Below are 15958 nucleotides of genomic sequence, written 5' to 3'. Positions count from 1 at the left end.
CGCCGGCTTCGCCGGTTCATGGCTGCGGGTCCGTAGTGGCTGGTCGCGCAGTTCCCCGCGCCCCTGAAGGGGCGCCCCCGCACCGACCTCTGAAGGAGGCACGCGCCGATGGCCGAAGTACTCAAGGCGCCGCTCGTCGTCGAATTTCCCTTCACCCGTTCCCTCAGCCCCGTCCAGAGCGCCTTCCTGACCGGGCTCCGTGAACGCGTGATCCTCGGGGTGAAGACCCGGGACGGCCGCACCCTGGTCCCGCCCGTCGAGTACGACCCCGTCACCGCCGAGGAGATCAGCGACCTCGTCCACGTCGGCCTCACCGGTACCGTCACGACCTGGGCCTGGAACCATGAGCCCCGCCGCGGCCAGCCGCTGGACACGCCCTTCGCCTGGGTCCTGGTGAAGCTCGACGGCGCCGACACCGCCCTGCTGCACGCCCTCGACGCCTCGGACCCCGACGCCGTCCGCACCGGCATGCGTGTCCGCGTCCGATGGGCCGAGGAACGCACCGGCGCCATCACCGACATCGCCTGCTTCGAGCCGTACGACCGAGACGACTCCGAAGGCACCGTCCACGCCGGGGAGTTCGAGGACCCCGTCCACGGCATCGTCGCCCCGGCCCGTCTCGACTACACCTACTCACCGGGCCGCGCCCAGACCGCCTACATCAATGCCCTCGCCGAACGCCGGGCCGTCGGCGAGCGCTGCCCGTCCTGCCGCAAGGTGTACGTCCCGCCGCGGGGGGCCTGCCCCACCTGTGGCGTGGCCACATCGGAACAGGTGGAAGTGGGACCGGCGGGCACGGTGACCACCTTCTGCATCGTCAACATCAAGGCGAAGAACCTCGACATCGAAGTGCCGTACGTCTACGCCCACATCGCCCTCGACGGCGCCGACCTCGCGCTGCACGGCCGGATCGGCGGCATCCCCTACGACCAGGTGCGCATGGGCCTCAGGGTCGAGCCGGTGTGGACCGAGGGCGGCCGTTACCCGGACCACTACCGGCCGACCGGCGAACCCGACGCGGAGTACGACACCTACAAGGAGCTGCTGTGACCCGTGACATCGCGGTCGTCGCCTTCGCCCAGTCCGACACCCTGCGCTCCACCGAGGAACAGTCCGAGGTGGAGATGCTCATGCCGGTCCTGCACGACGTCCTCGCGCAGACCGGTCTGAAGACCGCCGACATCGGCTTCACCTGCTCCGGCTCCTGTGACTACCTCGCGGGGCGGGCCTTCTCCTTCACTCTCGCTCTCGACGGCGTCGGCGCCTGGCCGCCCATCTCCGAGTCGCACGTCGAGACGGACGGGGCCTGGGCGCTGTACGAGGCGTGGACCAAGCTGCTGTCCGGGGACGCCGACACCGCGCTGGTGTACTCCTACGGCAAGTCCTCGCCCGGCTCCCTCCGGGACGTGCTCACCCGGCAGCTGGACCCGTACTACGTCGCCCCGCTGTGGCCCGACTCCGTCGCCCTCGCCGCCCTCCAGGCCCAGGCGCTCATCGACGCGGGCGACACGGACGAGCGCGAGCTGGCGGCGATCGGCGCCCGCAGCCGCGCCACCGACAACCCCCGCGCGCAGCTGAAGGGTCCGGTGCCGCAAGGGGACTACCTCGTCCGGCCGCTCCGCACCGGGGACTGCCCGCCCATCGGTGACGGAGCCGCCGCCGTGGTCCTCGCGGCGGGGGAGCGGGCCGGACGACTGTGTGAGCGCCCCGCCTGGATCCGCGGGATCGACCACCGCATCGAGGCGCACTCGCTCGGAGTGCGCGACCTGACCGAATCGCCCTCCACCCGCCTGGCCGCCGAGCGGGCCGGTGCCTTCGAACGGCCCGTCGACACCGCCGAGTTGCACGCGCCGTTCACCTCGCAGGAGGTGGTCCTGCGCAAGGCCCTGCGGCTCGACGACGCCACGCGGGTCAACCCGTCCGGCGGCGCCCTCGCCGCCAATCCGATGATGGCCGCAGGCCTCGCCCGCATCGGCGAGGCCGCCGCCCGTATCCACCGCGGCGAGTCCGACCGGGCCCTCGCCCACGCCACCTCCGGGCCCTGTCTCCAGCAGAACCTGGTCGCCGTACTCGAAGGGGATCCCCGATGAGCAAGGAGCCCGTGGCCGTCGTAGGCATCGGCCAGACCAAGCATGTCGCGGCCCGGAGGGACGTCTCCATCGCCGGGCTGGTCCGGGAGGCGGCCCAAAGGGCCCTCGACGACGCCGAGTTGGTCTGGGCCGACATCGACGCCGTGGTGATCGGCAAGGCGCCCGACTTCTTCGAGGGCGTCATGATGCCGGAGCTGTATCTCGCCGACGCGCTCGGCGCGGTGGGCAAGCCGATGCTGCGGGTGCACACGGCGGGCAGCGTCGGCGGCTCCACGGCCCTGGTCGCCGCGAACCTGGTTGCGGCCAGGGTGCATTCCACCGTCCTGACCCTCGCCTTCGAGAAGCAGTCCGAGTCCAACGCCATGTGGGGCCTGTCCCTGCCGATCCCCTTCCAGCAGCCTCTGCTGGCCGGGGCGGGCGGCTTCTTCGCGCCGCATGTGCGCGCGTACATGCGGCGCACCGGCGCACCCGACACGGTCGGCTCCCTGGTGGCGTACAAGGACCGCCGCAACGCCCTCAAGAACCCGTACGCGCATCTGCACGAGCACGACATCACCCTGGAGAAGGTCCAGGCCGCGCCCATGCTCTGGGACCCGATCCGCTACTCGGAGACCTGCCCCTCCTCGGACGGCGCCTGCGCGATGGTGCTCACCGACCGGGCGGGCGCCGCACGAGCGCCCCGCCCCCCGGCCTGGATGCTGGGCGGCGCCATGCGCAGCGAGCCCACGCTCTTCGCCGGCAAGGACGCCGTGTCGCCCCAGGCCGGCAAGGACTGCGCGGCCGACGTGTACCGGCAGGCCGGCATCGCCGACCCGCGCCGGGACATCGACGCCGTCGAGATGTACGTGCCCTTCTCCTGGTACGAGCCCATGTGGCTGGAGAACCTCGGCTTCGCCGACGAGGGCGAGGGCTGGAAGCTCACCGAGGCCGGGGTCACCGAACTGGACGGGGACCTGCCCGTCAACATGTCGGGCGGGGTGCTGTCCACCAATCCGATCGGCGCCTCCGGCATGATCCGCTTCGCCGAGGCCGCCCTCCAGGCGCGCGGACAGGCCGGGGCACACCAGGTGGAGGGCGCCCGCAAGGTACTCGGGCACGCCTACGGCGGCGGATCCCAGTTCTTCTCCATGTGGCTCGTGGGGTCTGAGCCTCCTGATGCGTGAATCGACTCCCGAAAGGTCCCCCTCACGTGGCCTGTCGGCGGTCCGGGTCGATCGCTAGGCTGGCCGCGGACGACGCAATCGGGAGGAGCACGGACGTGGCCGAGACCACCATCCAGCAGCAGCCGCTCATGGGCTGGGAGAAGCCGGAGCTGGACCTGAGCAACGCCGATTGGCACTCGAGCAGCCGCGGTCTGGGGGATGTGCAGATCGCCTTCGTCGAGGGGTTCATCGCGATGCGCAACAGCGGCCGCGCGGAAAGCCCTTCCTTGATCTTCACCCCCGCGGAGTGGGGCGCGTTCGTGTCAGGGGCGCGGGAAGGAGAGTTCGACCTCACCTGAGGGTGAGAACAGGGCGGGACGAGAACCGACGGCCCGAGCCGGCGGTGTTCCTTCCGTTTTTCCGGACACGCGACCTGGGAAAGTCGCTTTCCGGAAGTGAGGAACACATGAGCACCCTGCCGGTGATCGCCGCGGTGGACGGTTCGGACGACAGCCTGCGGGCCCTGGACTGGGCGCTCGACGCGGCCCGTCGCCGCGAAGCGCCGCTGCGGGTGGTGCATGTACGGCAGTACGCCGTCTGGGCCCAGCCCGACGTCCTCGTCGCCGGTGCGCCCGACGCGGACGAGGATCCGGTCCTCGACCGGGTACGGACGTATCTGGAGGACCGGCCCGACCGGCCGCGGACGGAGTACCTCGGTGCCGAGGGCGCGCCCGGTGCCGTGCTGCCCGAACTGGGCTCCACCGCGCAGCTTCTCGTGCTCGGCTCCCGGGGCCGCGGCGGCTTCGCCCGTCTGCTGCTCGGCTCCAACGGCATGGCCGCCGCCCGGGACGCCGAGTGCCCCGTGGTCGTGGTGCCCCGCCCCGGGCGCGAGGTCGACGGTGAGGCACCTGCCGGGCCGGGCCCGCGTGTGGTCGTCGGGCTGCACGTCGACAGCCCCGACGACGCCACCCTCGACTTCGCGTTCGGCGAGGCCGCCCTGCGCGGCGCCCGCCTCCAGGTGGTCGCCGCCTACCAGTGGCCCCTGCAGAGCTGGGCGGCCCCGGGCGAGATGATCCCGCCGAAGATCGACCAGGAGGCCGTGGAGAACGAGACCCGCGCCCTCGCCGAGGGCTTCCTCGCCCCGCACATGGCCCGTCACCCCGGGGTCCTGGCCGAGCCGTACGTGCTCCCGGGGGACGCGGCCGGGCAGCTGGTCGCGGCCTCCAAGGGCGCCGACCTGGTGGTCGTCGGCCGGCATCGGCGCCGTCTGCTGGCACCGGCCCGCATGATGGGGTCGGTCACCCAGGCCGTCCTGCTGCACGCGGCGAGCCCGGTGGCGGTGGTCCCGCCCGGGGCGGTGGAGCCGCGGGACCTCCCGGAGGACTGAAAGCCGCGGGGCCCGGGTCGGCGGATCAGAACGGCCGCGATGGCAGCCTGTTAATGCATACGGCGGCATCTAGCATTAGCCGCATGCAGGACACGATCAACACCGACACCCGTCTCGCCCTGGACCTGGCCCTCACCATCCGGCACGACGGACAGGGCGGAGTCACCGACGAACTGAGCGACCTCGCCGGTCTCACCGCCTGGGTCCGGGAGCACGCCGAGACCCTGCCGGACGCATCGGACCTCGTCGTCGACGAGAGGACCCTCACCGCGGTGCGTGACCTGCGGGCCGCCGTCCGCGCCCTCTTCGCCCGCGCCGTCCGCCCCGGCGAGCCCAGCCCCGCCGACGCGGCACGCCTCCTGCCGGTGCCCGAGGCCGTCGCCCGCCTCAACACGGCAGCCGCCCGCACCCCGACCGTCCCCGTGCTGCACTGGACCGACGACGCCGAACCCGTCGTACACCGGCGGCCGTCGCCGCGAAAGGCCGACCTCACGGCCGTGCTAGCGCAGGCCGCGATCGCGTTCGTCTCCGGAGCCGACCGGCCGCGGCTGCGCGCCTGCCATGCCCCGCGCTGCGTGCGCTACTTCCTGAAGGATCATCCGCGGCAGGAGTGGTGCAAGCCCTCCTGCGGAAACCGCGCCCGGGTGGCACGGCATCATGAGCGGCACAGGAAGCAAGGGGAGGGACCGTGACGTCGAAGGCGGCCAGGCGGCGGTTCAAGAGGGCCGAACGGCTGAGGGCGTTCCGCGAGACGCGGCGCAGGAAGCAGAAGAAACAGCGGGACGAGCGGTTCCGTTCGGCCCTGGCCTCCCTCACGACCCTCGTGCTCGGCGTGATGCTGACCGGCTACTCGGGCCTGATGCTCGCCGGGGCCGTAGGACTGTCCGGGACTTCGGAACGACTGCACGTCGACTCGTGCGCCGTGGTGCGCACCTACAACAACAAGCCGACCACCGAATGCCACGGCCAACTCCTGTCGGTCGGAGGCCGGTTGGTCGACCCCGACGCGGTCATCGAGGTCGACGCCCGCATCGGAGCCACGATCCCGGTGCGCGATCAGCCGCTGACCGGGCTGGAAACGCTCGGTTTCAGGGCGGTCGCCGGCTGGGCGGCCCTGACGGTGATGGGGCTCGTCCTCCTCGACGTCGGGATCGTCATGGTGCTCACCCTGTGCGGCCGGGACAGCGCCGCGACAGCCGGATCGCGCTCCGGCGCCCTGCTGGCCGGGGTCGCCGCCCTGGGCGGGCTGATCTACCTCCTCGCCGTGCTGTACGAACACCTCTTCTAGCCGGCGCTTCCACGGCCGTCGCCGCAGGCCGGGAACGGACAGTGCCGGCCCACGAACGGTGAGCGACCCCCCGCAGGGGTGCCGGTACCCGCGCGGCCACCCCCACGCACCTGCGCCCGCACGACCACGTGAGCGCCCACTACCATGGGCGCATGTCGTTCCTCCGCCGCCGCAGCGCAACCCCCGCCGGTCCAGACTTCGACGTACTGGCCATGGACCCGGGCGACTGGCCCGGCAACCTCGGCGCGGGGCTCCTGCCCGCTCCCGACGGCACCTGCCAGGGCGTTTTCCTGCGCTACGACCTCTTCGGCGGCCGCGGCCCCGCGATGATCATCGGCAACCTCCCCGAGGGCTCCCCGGCCCGCGAGGTCTCCGAGGGCGAGGTTCCCTTCGAAGTGGCCCAGCTGCTGATCGCGCTGGAGAACGACGAGGAGGTGACCGTCACCGACACCGAGGAGGTGCCGGTGATGCAGGGCGACAACCTCCTGATCGTGCGCCGCCTCAAGCTCTCCGAGAGCCGGATCTCCTGCGTGCAGTTCGACCGCAGCGACAACGTCCTGGTGACCATCGCCGCCTGGGACCGCCCGATCACGGACGACTTGTACGCCCTCCTCAAGCCTCTTCCGGCGGAGCTCTTCCAGCAGGGCTGATCGTCTGGTCCCTGCCTGCGGTGGCGACACCGAGGGGGCGACCGGCGCCGGCCCCACTCCCGAGGAGTGGAGCCGCCGCCTTCCGGACGTCCCCTACCGGCGCACCTGCCTTCGCTAGCGCCGGAGGGAGGTCTTCACATCGACGTCCGCCGCCCGCACGAACGCCACCCGGTGCCCGTACTGGATCTCGTAGTACAGGTCCTGCCCCACCACGACCTTGTGCGAGTCCGTCGTGAAGGTGACCGCGTAGTAGTACTCGCCGGGCACCTTGTCACCGATCACGTAGGTCTGGCCCTTGAGCACCTTGTACGGCAGCGGCGACACCGCCTGGGCGGGGACCCCCGTCGGATAGGCGGAGGCCTCGGGGTAGGCGCGGCCGTACACCGGGACGCTGTCGAGGCCCTCCTTCGGGGTCACCACCAGTCCGGCGGCGCTCACCGCGGTCGGGCTGCTCGCGGGGTTCTTGAACCAGGCCTTCTGGCCCAGGTACCAGATCGCCGTCCAGTCCCCGTCCCGGTCGGCGACCGCGTACTGCTGACCGGTGGAGACCCGCGACGACAGGTCGTTGACGTCGATCGTCGGAGGCCTGCCGCCCAGACCGATGTCCGTGATGAGTGCGGAGCTCTCGTCGGGCGCCGAGTAGAGCCGCACCTCGCTCGAACCGTGGGACGCGCAGGGCTCGCCCTTGGTGACGCAGCCCGTGTACTGCGGCTGGTTGGTGGCGTAGTCCGGACGGATCGTCACCAGGCCGCCCCGCTTGGGTGCGGTCGCCCTGAACGGGTGGCCCAGCAGCTCGAAGTAGTGCCGCCAGTCCCAGTACGGGCCGGGGTCCGTGTGCATGCCGGCGACGGTCGATGTCGTCGGGCCCGGCACGTTGTCGTGACCGAGGATGTGCTGCCGGTCCAGCGGGATGCCGTACTTCGCGGAGAGGTACCTCACCAGCCGCGCCGAGGACCGGTACATCGCCTCCGTGTACCAGGCGTCCGGATTCGCCAGGAAGCCCTCGTGCTCCAGACCGACCGACTTGGCGTTGACGTACCAGTTGCCCGCGTGCCAGGCCACGTCCTTCGCCTTCACATGCTGGGCGATGTGACCGTCGGTCGAGCGCAGGGTGTAGTTCCACGACACATAGGTCGGGTCCTGCACCAGGTTGAGGACACCTTCCCAGGTGCCCTCCGTGTCATGGATGACGATGTACTTGATGCTCTGTGAGGCCGGCCGGTCGCCCAGGTCGTGGTTGCCGTAGTCGTTGTCCCCGAACTCCTGGTACGGCGCCGGGATCCACTCGCACGACACCGTCTTCGGGCACTCGGTGTCGCCCGCCTTCGGCTTTCTGAGGCCCGCCCGGGCGAGCTGCGCGGTGTCCGGGGCGAGCTGGGGCCGGGCGGCCAGGGCGATCCGCTGGCCGGCGTCCGTGGTGCGCTCCTCGCCGGTGCGCAGCACGTCGAAGACGTCGTTCGCGTACGCCGCCGCGGTCGCGCTGTCGTCCGCGCCGGAGAAGCGGGCCACCGCTCCGTACCAGTCCGCTGGGTCCTGGCTCAGCGGCTCGCCCAGCTCCTTCTGGGCGGCGGCCAGCAACGCGGCACCGCCGGCGACGTTCGCCGCGGGATCGGTACGCAGGTCCCGCGCGCTCAGGCCGGTCAGCTCCGCGGCTTTCGGCAGGGTCTCGAGACGGGCGGGGAGGTCGGCGGGGTCCGGGACCTTCGCGTCGGGCAGCAGGGCGGCGCGGGCGCTGTCGCCGCGCGCGTCCTCCGTGCCCTCGCTGTGGTGCGGCGCCGAGGCGAGCGCGGTGTGGGCGTCGGTCAGGTGCATCGGGCCGTAGCCGCCGGTCACGCTCGGGGCGCCGGCGTGCGTGTCCCAGCGGGACTGGAGATACGAGACACCCAGCAGGACGCTCTGCGGCACCCGGTACTCGGCGGCCGCCGCGGCGAAGGCCCGCTGGAGGCCGGCCGAGGAGTCCTCGGCCGATGACGGGGCCGCGCCGAGCAGGGGCAGCAGCAGGGCGGTGCCGGCCAGCGTGCCGATCACCCGCCGGGTGGCTCTGGTGGGGTCGGTGGCGGATCCTCGCAATGCAGCCTCCAGGGACGATCGAGCGCGACGAGTCGAGCGGGGCCGGGCGTGCGTCAGTGCTACCGGCTTGTCGACGATCCGTCAATCATGCCCAGAGGCAGGGGATTTCCCATGTCAATCCGGGTTCACGGGAGTTTCGCGGCGGGAGCCCCGCGGGCCTGCAGGGCGTCAGTGGCGTACACCAGTGACCGGTCCCCGCGAAAGCGCGACCCGGGACATACGAAGGTCCGCGACGCGCCGCTCCACAGGGCGCACCGCGGACCACCGTCCCCGTCAGCGAGTGCCGACCGCCGCGCGCACGGCCCGACGGGCCAGCTGGCAGTCGTCGTGCAGCCGCCTCAGCAGCAGCCGCTGTTCCTCGCCGGACGGCGCAGCACCCGGGTGGGCAGCGCCCGGTGCCGCCGGGGTCGAGTCGTGCATCGAACGCTGCACGGCCGTCTCATAGGTACGGATCTCACGGGTCAGGACCAGCATCAGGTTCACCAGGAACGCGTCCCGCGAGGCCGGGCCCGCCGACTGGGCGATCTGGCTGATCTGACGGCGCGCCACCGGGGCGTCGCCGAGGACCGACCACAGCGTCGCCAGGTCGTACCCCGGCAGGTACCAGCCCGCGTGCTCCCAGTCCACCAGCACTGGACCGGCCGGTGAGAGCAGGATGTTCGAGAGCAGAGCGTCGCCGTGGCAGAACTGGCCCATGCCCTGCCGGCCCGCCGAGTGCGCGATGCCGTGCAGCAGTTTCTGGAGGTCGCCCATGTCCCGGTCGGTCAGCAGCCCCAGCTCGTGGTAGCGGGAGATGCGGGCCGCGTAGTCGAGCGGGGCGTCGAAGGTGCCCGCGGGCGGACGCCAGGCGTTGAGCCGGCAGACCGCGCCGAGCGCCGCCCTGATGTCCGCGCGGGGCGGGGCCTCCGCGGGATGCCGGTGCAACGCCGCCACCCGGCCGGGCATCCGCTCGATGACCAGGGTGCAGTTGTCCGGGTCGGCCGCGATCAGCCGGGGGACGCGCACCGGAGGCCGGTGCCGGACGAACGAGCGGTAGGCGGCTATTTCGTGCCGGATCCGCTCGGCCCATACGGGGGAGTGGTCGAGTAAACACTTGGCGACGGCCGTGCTGCGTCCCGTCGTACCGACCAGGAGCACGGAGCGTCCGCTGCGGCGCAGCACCTGCACCGGGGCGAACTCCGGGCAGATCCGGTGCACCGACGCGATCGCCGTGCGCAGCTGGGCGCCCTGGGGGCCGGACAAGTCGAGTCTCCCGCTGAGCGGTTGGGTGCCGAGCCCCGGAACGCGTCGTGCCCTGCCCGTACCCGGTACGGGGGCCGTCGGCCGCGCGGGGTCGAGGTAGGGGCCACCGCCCGCCGGGCGGAGATGCGGCGACCGGGGCGGGGCGGACACGGAGGACGATGCTGCGTACATGGGCGAGACAGATCCCTTCGTGTGCCTGCTGTGCCTGGGAAAGCAGTGCGCTGCCCGGCCCGGACCACCGGGTGCACCCTGGGGAATGTCCCTGTGCGGTCCGGGTCGGGGTGGCGCGTTCCTACCTCACCGCATATGCCGCGTGGCACACCATCTGGCGAACCCTGGCGAACCCTGGCGAATAGTCCCGGAGCAACTGACCCGGGGCTACTGTCAACTCAGCCGAGAACCTGGGGGCTTGACGTGAGCGGACAACCCAACACCCGACTTTCGGACCTGTTCGGCCTGGCCGGCTGGTCCAAGGGTGAACTCGCGAGGCTGGTCAACCGGCAGGCGGCGGCCATGGGCCATCCCCAGCTCTCGACCGACACCTCCCGGGTGCGGCGGTGGATCGACATGGGAGAGATCCCGCGCGATCCGGTGCCGCGGGTGCTGGCGGCCCTGTTCACCGAGCGTCTCGGCCGTGTCGTGACCATTGAGGACCTCGGTCTGGTCAGGCACGGGCGTACGGGGAAACGGCAGCGCGACGGGAGCGCGGAACATCCCGACGGCATGCCGTGGGCGCCCGACCGAACCGCCGCGGTCCTCACCGAATTCACGGGAATGGACCTCATGCTCAACCGACGCGGCTTGGTGGGCGCGGGTGCCGCGCTCGCCGCGGGATCCGCACTCACCAGTGCCATGCACGACTGGCTGCACACCGATCCGGCCCTCACCGCCGATGCCCCCCAGTTCGACGACCCCCTGCATGCCGACCCCGCTGGGTTCGACCGTTACGAGGCCGCCCCCATCGGGTCGCAGGAGATCGAGGAACTGGAGCGCTCGGTCGAGGTGTTCCGGGCCTGGGACGCGGCCCGCGGCGGCGGCCTGCAGCGCAAGGCGGTCGTGGGCCAGCTCAACGAGGTGGGCGGCATGCTCGCCTACCGTCACCCCGACCACCTCCAGCGGCGCCTGTGGGGCGTCGCCGCCAACCTGGCCGTCCTCGCGGGCTGGATGTCCCACGACGTCGGCCTCGAACCGACCGCCCAGAAGTACTTCGTGATCGCCGCCCATGCCGCGAGAGAGGGCGGTGACCGGCCCCGCGCCGGAGAGGCGCTCTCCCGCGCGGCCCGCCAGATGGTGCACCTGGGCCGACCCGACGACGCGCTCGACCTGATGAAACTGGCACAGTCCGGCTCGGGCGAACAGGTGCTGCCCCGCACCCGGGCGATGCTCTACACCATCGAGGCCTGGGCACAGGCCTCCATGGGCAAGGGCCAGGCGATGCGCCGCACCCTCGGACAGGCGGAGGACCTCTTTGTCTCCGACAAGAGCGACGTACCGCCACCGAGCTGGATGCAGACCTTCAAGGAGGAGGACCTGTACGGCATGCAGGCCCTGGCCTACCGCACGCTGGCGGAGCACGAGCCGAGTGCGGCCGCGCACGCCCAGCACTACGCGGAGAAGGCCCTCGCCCTGCGCGTCGACGGACGGCAGCGGTCGAAGATCTTCGACTTCCTGTCGATGGCCTCGGCCTGTTTCATCGCCGACGATCCCGAACAGGCGGACCGCTACGCGCGGTTGGCGCTGGTCTCGATGGGCTCCAACTCCTCCCACCGCACCTGGGACCGACTGCGCCAGATGTACCGGCTCACCGCCGAGTACTCCAGCTACCCGAAGATCAACGAACTGCGCGAGGAGATCAGGATGGCGCTGCCGAAGCCGAAGGGAAGGGGTGGCAACAGCGCACGGGCGTGAGCTTGTTATGAAGTCACCTTGGCGATGAGCACGCAGGCGTCGTCCTCGCGCTCGGTCTCGCCGAACTCCTCCATGACCATCCGCACACAGTCCTGCGCGGTGCGCGCCCCGGCGAACCGGGGAGCGAGGCCCAGGAGCCGGTTCACGGCAGCCGTGTTGTCGCGCCCGGGCACCAGTCCGTCCGTGTGCAGCAGGAGCAGGTCGCCCGGTTCGAGGGTCTCCTCGGCCTGCGTGTAGACGGCTTTGGAGGTCGCGCCGAGGAGCACGCCGTCGGGGGAGTCCAGCCGGCGTCCCGTCCCGCCGCGGAACAGCAGCGGGGCGGGGTGTCCGGCCTGCGCCCAGACCAGGGTGCGGGTCCCGGGGCGGTAGCGGCAGCAGACCGCGCTGCCGAGGGCCGGCTGCACGGTGGCGTCCAGCAACTGGTTGAGCAGGGACATCAGTCGGCCCGGCTGGGTGCCCGCCATCGCCATGCCGCGCACGGCACCGAGGAGGGTCGCCATGCCGGAGGCCGCGGAGACTCCGTGGCCGGTGAGGTCGCCGACGCTGAGGAGGGTCTCGCCGTCGGCCAGTTCGAGTGCGTCGTACCAGTCGCCGCCGATCAGGGCGCTCGACGACGACGGCAGATAGCGGGCGGCCAGGTCTAGGGGCTCGGTGCCCTGGTGCGGGAGCCGCAGGGAGCCACGCGACGTCGGCAGCACGGCCTCCTGCAGCTCGACCGCGAGCCGGTGTTCGCTCTGCGCGCGCTGCCGGTGGCGTTGTAACGAGTCACGGGTCTCGCTCACCGCCCGTTCACTGCGGCGCAGTTCGCTGACGTCCCGCAGCACGGCCCACATGGAGGCGGTGCTGCCGTCGGCGGCGAGCACGGGCTCGCCCATCATGTGGACGGTGCGCACCTCGCCGTCCGGGCGCACGACACGGAACTCGCCGTCTATGCGCTTGGCGTCGACCAGACAGGCCGTGACCATGACCGTCAGCTTCGGCCGGTCCTCGTCGAGCACCAGGGAAGGGAGCTCGTCGAGGGTGAGCGGAGCAGCGGCGCGGTCGCGGCCCAGGATCTCGTACAGCTCCCCGGACCAACTGGCCTCGTCCGTCAGCAGGTTCCACTCCGCGCTGCCCACCCGGCTGAGCAACGAGCCGCGCCGGGGAGCGGGCGGCGCGGTTCGCGCGGCGGACTCCGCCCCGGGCGCCGACGGCACGGGCGGTGGGCCGTCCCGCAGTTGTGCCAAGTGCTCGTCCAGATCGCTGAGTTGGTGCAGCGCGAGGTCGTACAGCGCGCGCTGCCAGCGCTCCTGGGGGTCCGAGTCGTCGCTGGGCGCGTCCCGTCGTACGGCGTCCACGTCACCCTTGAGCCGCCGCGCCTGCGATATGAGCGCGTCGACCGAGCCGCGTCCTGGCGGTTGGGCGGCGGGGCGGTCCGCGGAGAGGTGGGACGGCATGACGCACTCCGATGCGGGGACGGTTCGACCAAGGCGGGGTGGAGGGACCGTTACGACTGTTGCACAGGCCGCGACGCGCTGTAAGGGATTTGGCAGCACACGATACGGTGGTGCTTCTGGCATATGCCACAGTCTTCACGGAGTGGTCGTACTGGGGGTGTCGTCTACGCCGTTCGGTGTGTCAAGTCGTAGGTGTCCTACGTGACTTGAGGGGCTGGGGAGATGGTCGCCCGGCGTCCATTTATGTGTTCGACGGTCCTGTGTTCTAAGGAGTTTGGCACAGGTGTATCGGACCTGATGACGCAGGTGTGATGCAGGTCACAAAAGTCACCCTCGCTCAGACGTAATGCAAAGGGCGTCTGCGAGCTCGTAAGAACATGGACACGACCTTCGAGCAGCCCGCCCGCGCCCGCCTGATCACTGCGGAGAACCGGGAACTGCCCGTCCCCGCCACCCTGCGCTACGGCTCCACCGACCCGCTGGCGGTGTGTGTCGACTTCCCGCCCGAAGTCTCCCTGGATGGGCGGGGGGTGACCTGGACCTTCGCCCGTGCCCTGCTGGAGGAGGGGCTGCGCGGGCCGGCCGGCGGCGGCGACGTGCACATCTGGCCGTGCGGCCGGGACACCACCGTCGTGGAGTTCCACTCGCCGTACGGCCTCGCCCTCCTCCAGTTCGACACGCCCGCCCTGCGCGGCTTCCTGCTGGGGACCTACGCCGTGGTCGGCGCCGGACAGGAGGCCCTCGACGAGGCCGTCGAACGGGGGCTCAGCGCGCTCTTCGGCAGCGTCTGAGCGGTGTACGGCGGCTCGGTGACCGCCGTCGCGCTCAGTACCGCAGTACCCCGGCGATCCCGTCGGCGCCGCCCAGCGTGCCGTCCGGCACGAAGCGGACGTCGGCGCCCGTCTCCAGGCACTGTTCGACGATCTCGTCCACGATGTCCTCGCGGGCGTCGAGGTCGTCGCTCTCGGCCGGGACCAGATGGTCGCCGCCGTCGTCGCGGACCGTCACCCGATAGTTCTCCTCCACGGCCAGCAGGCGTACCCGGCCCTCCCGGGCGCTCTGCCAGATCTCGTCGACACCGGCCGCGAACGCCCGCCGCCCGCGCGCCGATTCGAGCTCGCGGGTCACCGCGTCGGCGCTCTTGCGGGCCTCCGCTGCGACCAGCGGGCCGACCGCCTGCCACACCGCGTCCGGGGTGCCGTGCGCGAGACCGCCGTGCGGGATGTGCACCGCGTCCTTCGTGACACTGCCGACGTCGGCCAGCGCGGACAGTGCCGCGGTCTCGCCGGTGATGTACAGCGGGCGCCGGTCCTCGCGCAGGAGCCCCGCCAGCGCGGTGTCCACGTCCCGCAGGAAGTGCCGCGTGTCCTCGTCCCGGAAGGTGCTCGGCATGTCACCGATCCGCTCCAGGCGCTCGGCGTCGAAGTTCTCGCGGGTCCTGGTCAGCGGGAAACCGCCGGCCCGGTGCTCGGTGATCCGGTCGACGCCGCCGTTCCACAGCGTGGCGCGGTCGGCGGAGACCGACAGCACCCAGAACGGCCGCTCGGAGGCCTGCGCGGAGACGAGGTTGCGGGTCAGGAAGGTGTCCGAGAGCACCACGCGCTCCGGAACGGCACGGGCCAGGGACCACACCTGGTGCTCGCCCGGCGCGGCGAAGATCACCAGTCCGTCCTCGGCATGCGCCAGATCGATCTCGGTGAGGGCCTGATCGAGCTGCCGGGCGACGTCGATGCGCCGTTCCCGGGGGACCGCCGGATCGGCCTCCAGCTGCTTCTTGGCCTCGGCCACCACGTTGCGCAGCCGGACCGGGTCCTGGGTGTTCTCGGGTTCACGGCGGTGGGTCGGCGTTAGCACGGACACCGCCGGATAGGCGCGCGGGCGGCGCAGTTCGGAGAGGGTCGCAGGGCTCAGTGCGTGCTCCATAACAGCACCATAGGACCGTTCGGCCGATCAGGCATTTGGGGCAACTCGATCGGGCATTCAAGGCATTGCATTGTTAACGTGATGATCTCATGGCAAAGAGCGACACCGAGACCCGGGCCCCCGCCACCACCGCGAAACTGAGCCTCCCGACGCTGACCACCATGGTCGTCGGGTCCATGGTCGGCGCCGGTGTCTTCTCCCTGCCCCGCCGGTTCGCGCAGGAGACGGGCGTGGCCGGGGCGCTCATCGCCCGGGCGGTCGCCGGCACCGGCATGCTGATGCCGGCGTTCGTCTTCCAGAGCCTCGCCGTCCGCCGCCCCGACCTCGACGCCGGTGTGTACGCGTACGCCAAGGCCGGCTTCGGCGAATACCTGGGCTTCTTCGCGACCTTCGGCTACTGGGCCGGCGCCTGCGTGGGCAACGTGACGTACTGGGTGCTGATCATGTCGACGATCGGCACCCTCGCGCCGGCGCTCGGCGAGGGCGGCACCGTGCTCGCGGTGGTGCTCTCCTCGGCGGGCCTGTGGCTGTTCTTCGCGCTCATCAGCCGGGGCGTGAAGGAGGCGGCGGCGATCAACCGGATCGTCACCATCGCCAAGATCGTGCCGATCCTCGTCTTCGTGATCCTCACGCTCTTCTACCTCAGGCCGTCCGTCTTCGCCGACAACTTCGCCGGCGCCGACTACGCGGGCACGTTGTTCCAGCAGGTCAAGGGCACCATGCCGGCAACTGTCTTCGTGTTCCTGGGAGTCGAGGGCGCCAGCGTCTACTCCCGGCAGGCGCGCCGCCGCGGCCGGGGCGGCGGGCACTGCATGACCTGCC

At 71.5% G+C, this 15958-nt stretch carries 14 protein-coding genes and 1 pseudogene; 11 read left to right on the top strand and 4 right to left on the bottom strand.

Going from position 1 to position 15958, the window contains the following annotated elements:
* The first annotated feature begins 108 nt into the window (after positions 1-108).
* The 8 genes from ABZT02_RS00750 (at position 109) to ABZT02_RS00715 (ending at position 6557) form a co-directional block, all read left to right on the top strand.
* Positions 109-1050 carry an OB-fold domain-containing protein gene (locus ABZT02_RS00750; RefSeq protein ID WP_356012799.1) on the top strand — a complete coding sequence of 314 codons (942 nt, stop codon included), beginning with the start codon at positions 109-111 and terminating at the stop codon, positions 1048-1050.
* Positions 1047-2090: a thiolase domain-containing protein gene (locus ABZT02_RS00745; RefSeq protein WP_356012798.1), complete on the top strand. Its 1044-nt coding sequence runs from the start codon at positions 1047-1049 to the stop codon at positions 2088-2090. The genes ABZT02_RS00750 and ABZT02_RS00745 overlap by 4 nt, the downstream gene beginning before the upstream one ends.
* Positions 2087-3253 carry a thiolase domain-containing protein gene (locus tag ABZT02_RS00740; protein ID WP_356012796.1) on the top strand — a complete coding sequence of 389 codons (1167 nt, stop codon included), beginning with the start codon at positions 2087-2089 and terminating at the stop codon, positions 3251-3253. The genes ABZT02_RS00745 and ABZT02_RS00740 overlap by 4 nt, the downstream gene beginning before the upstream one ends.
* A gap of 95 nt (positions 3254-3348) precedes the next feature.
* Positions 3349-3591, top strand: a complete 243-nt coding sequence (locus tag ABZT02_RS00735; protein WP_356012794.1) for a DUF397 domain-containing protein — start codon at positions 3349-3351, stop codon at positions 3589-3591.
* A 107-nt stretch (positions 3592-3698) separates the two neighbouring features.
* Positions 3699-4619 (top strand): universal stress protein, encoded by a 921-nt coding sequence (locus ABZT02_RS00730; RefSeq protein WP_356012792.1) that lies wholly within the window; start codon positions 3699-3701, stop codon positions 4617-4619.
* An 83-nt stretch (positions 4620-4702) separates the two neighbouring features.
* On the top strand, positions 4703-5311 hold the full coding sequence (locus ABZT02_RS00725; RefSeq protein WP_356012790.1) for an ABATE domain-containing protein: 609 nt from the start codon (positions 4703-4705) through the stop codon (positions 5309-5311).
* Positions 5308-5907 (top strand): hypothetical protein, encoded by a 600-nt coding sequence (locus ABZT02_RS00720; RefSeq protein ID WP_356012788.1) that lies wholly within the window; start codon positions 5308-5310, stop codon positions 5905-5907. The genes ABZT02_RS00725 and ABZT02_RS00720 overlap by 4 nt, the downstream gene beginning before the upstream one ends.
* Before the next feature lie 152 nt (positions 5908-6059).
* Positions 6060-6557 carry a hypothetical protein gene (locus ABZT02_RS00715; protein ID WP_356012786.1) on the top strand — a complete coding sequence of 166 codons (498 nt, stop codon included), beginning with the start codon at positions 6060-6062 and terminating at the stop codon, positions 6555-6557.
* 114 nt (positions 6558-6671) lie between these two features.
* Here the strand turns inward: ABZT02_RS00715 and ABZT02_RS00710 are convergent, their stop codons facing one another.
* Together ABZT02_RS00710 and ABZT02_RS00705 are read right to left on the bottom strand one after the other, a co-directional pair.
* On the bottom strand, positions 6672-8627 hold the full coding sequence (locus ABZT02_RS00710) for a peptidoglycan recognition family protein (RefSeq protein ID WP_356012785.1): 1956 nt from the start codon (positions 8625-8627) through the stop codon (positions 6672-6674).
* A 273-nt stretch (positions 8628-8900) separates the two neighbouring features.
* Positions 8901-10040, bottom strand: a complete 1140-nt coding sequence (locus ABZT02_RS00705; protein WP_356012783.1) for an aminoglycoside phosphotransferase family protein — start codon at positions 10038-10040, stop codon at positions 8901-8903.
* A gap of 243 nt (positions 10041-10283) precedes the next feature.
* On the opposite strand from ABZT02_RS00705, the gene ABZT02_RS00700 reads away from it, so the two are divergent.
* Positions 10284-11777, top strand: a complete 1494-nt coding sequence (locus ABZT02_RS00700; RefSeq protein WP_356012781.1) for a hypothetical protein — start codon at positions 10284-10286, stop codon at positions 11775-11777.
* A 5-nt stretch (positions 11778-11782) separates the two neighbouring features.
* On the opposite strand, the gene ABZT02_RS00695 is transcribed toward ABZT02_RS00700, so the two are convergent.
* Positions 11783-13213, bottom strand: a complete 1431-nt coding sequence (locus tag ABZT02_RS00695; protein ID WP_356012780.1) for a SpoIIE family protein phosphatase — start codon at positions 13211-13213, stop codon at positions 11783-11785.
* A gap of 377 nt (positions 13214-13590) precedes the next feature.
* On the opposite strand from ABZT02_RS00695, the gene ABZT02_RS00690 reads away from it, so the two are divergent.
* Positions 13591-14004 (top strand): SsgA family sporulation/cell division regulator, encoded by a 414-nt coding sequence (locus ABZT02_RS00690; protein ID WP_356012778.1) that lies wholly within the window; start codon positions 13591-13593, stop codon positions 14002-14004.
* A gap of 34 nt (positions 14005-14038) precedes the next feature.
* Here the strand turns inward: ABZT02_RS00690 and ABZT02_RS00685 are convergent, their stop codons facing one another.
* Positions 14039-15136 carry a chemotaxis protein gene (locus ABZT02_RS00685; protein ID WP_356012776.1) on the bottom strand — a complete coding sequence of 366 codons (1098 nt, stop codon included), beginning with the start codon at positions 15134-15136 and terminating at the stop codon, positions 14039-14041.
* 89 nt (positions 15137-15225) lie between these two features.
* Here ABZT02_RS00685 and ABZT02_RS00680 point away from each other — a divergent pair.
* Positions 15226-15927, top strand: a pseudogene (locus ABZT02_RS00680) (amino acid permease); the annotation flags it as partial.
* Between the last annotated feature and the right edge of the window lie 31 nt (positions 15928-15958).

The organism is Streptomyces sp. NPDC005402, assembly GCF_040606575.1.
In the GTDB taxonomy this organism is placed as follows: Bacteria; Actinomycetota; Actinomycetes; order Streptomycetales; family Streptomycetaceae; genus Streptomyces.
This window is presented reverse-complemented; position numbering and strand designations above follow the sequence as displayed.

What these genes read in the sequence shown, in the direction of transcription:
- ABZT02_RS00750 (WP_356012799.1), top strand. Translation starts at nt 109, where the DNA reads ATGGCCGAAGTACTCAAGGCGCCGCTCGTCGTCGAATTTCCCTTCACC.
- ABZT02_RS00740 (WP_356012796.1), top strand. Translation starts at nt 2,087, where the DNA reads ATGAGCAAGGAGCCCGTGGCCGTCGTAGGCATCGGCCAGACCAAGCAT.
- ABZT02_RS00730 (WP_356012792.1), top strand. Translation starts at nt 3,699, where the DNA reads ATGAGCACCCTGCCGGTGATCGCCGCGGTGGACGGTTCGGACGACAGC.
- ABZT02_RS00725 (WP_356012790.1), top strand. Translation starts at nt 4,703, where the DNA reads ATGCAGGACACGATCAACACCGACACCCGTCTCGCCCTGGACCTGGCC.
- ABZT02_RS00715 (WP_356012786.1), top strand. Translation starts at nt 6,060, where the DNA reads ATGTCGTTCCTCCGCCGCCGCAGCGCAACCCCCGCCGGTCCAGACTTC.
- ABZT02_RS00705 (WP_356012783.1), bottom strand. Translation starts at nt 10,040, where the DNA reads ATGTACGCAGCATCGTCCTCCGTGTCCGCCCCGCCCCGGTCGCCGCAT.
- ABZT02_RS00695 (WP_356012780.1), bottom strand. Translation starts at nt 13,213, where the DNA reads ATGCCGTCCCACCTCTCCGCGGACCGCCCCGCCGCCCAACCGCCAGGA.
- ABZT02_RS00690 (WP_356012778.1), top strand. Translation starts at nt 13,591, where the DNA reads ATGGACACGACCTTCGAGCAGCCCGCCCGCGCCCGCCTGATCACTGCG.
- ABZT02_RS00685 (WP_356012776.1), bottom strand. Translation starts at nt 15,136, where the DNA reads ATGGAGCACGCACTGAGCCCTGCGACCCTCTCCGAACTGCGCCGCCCG.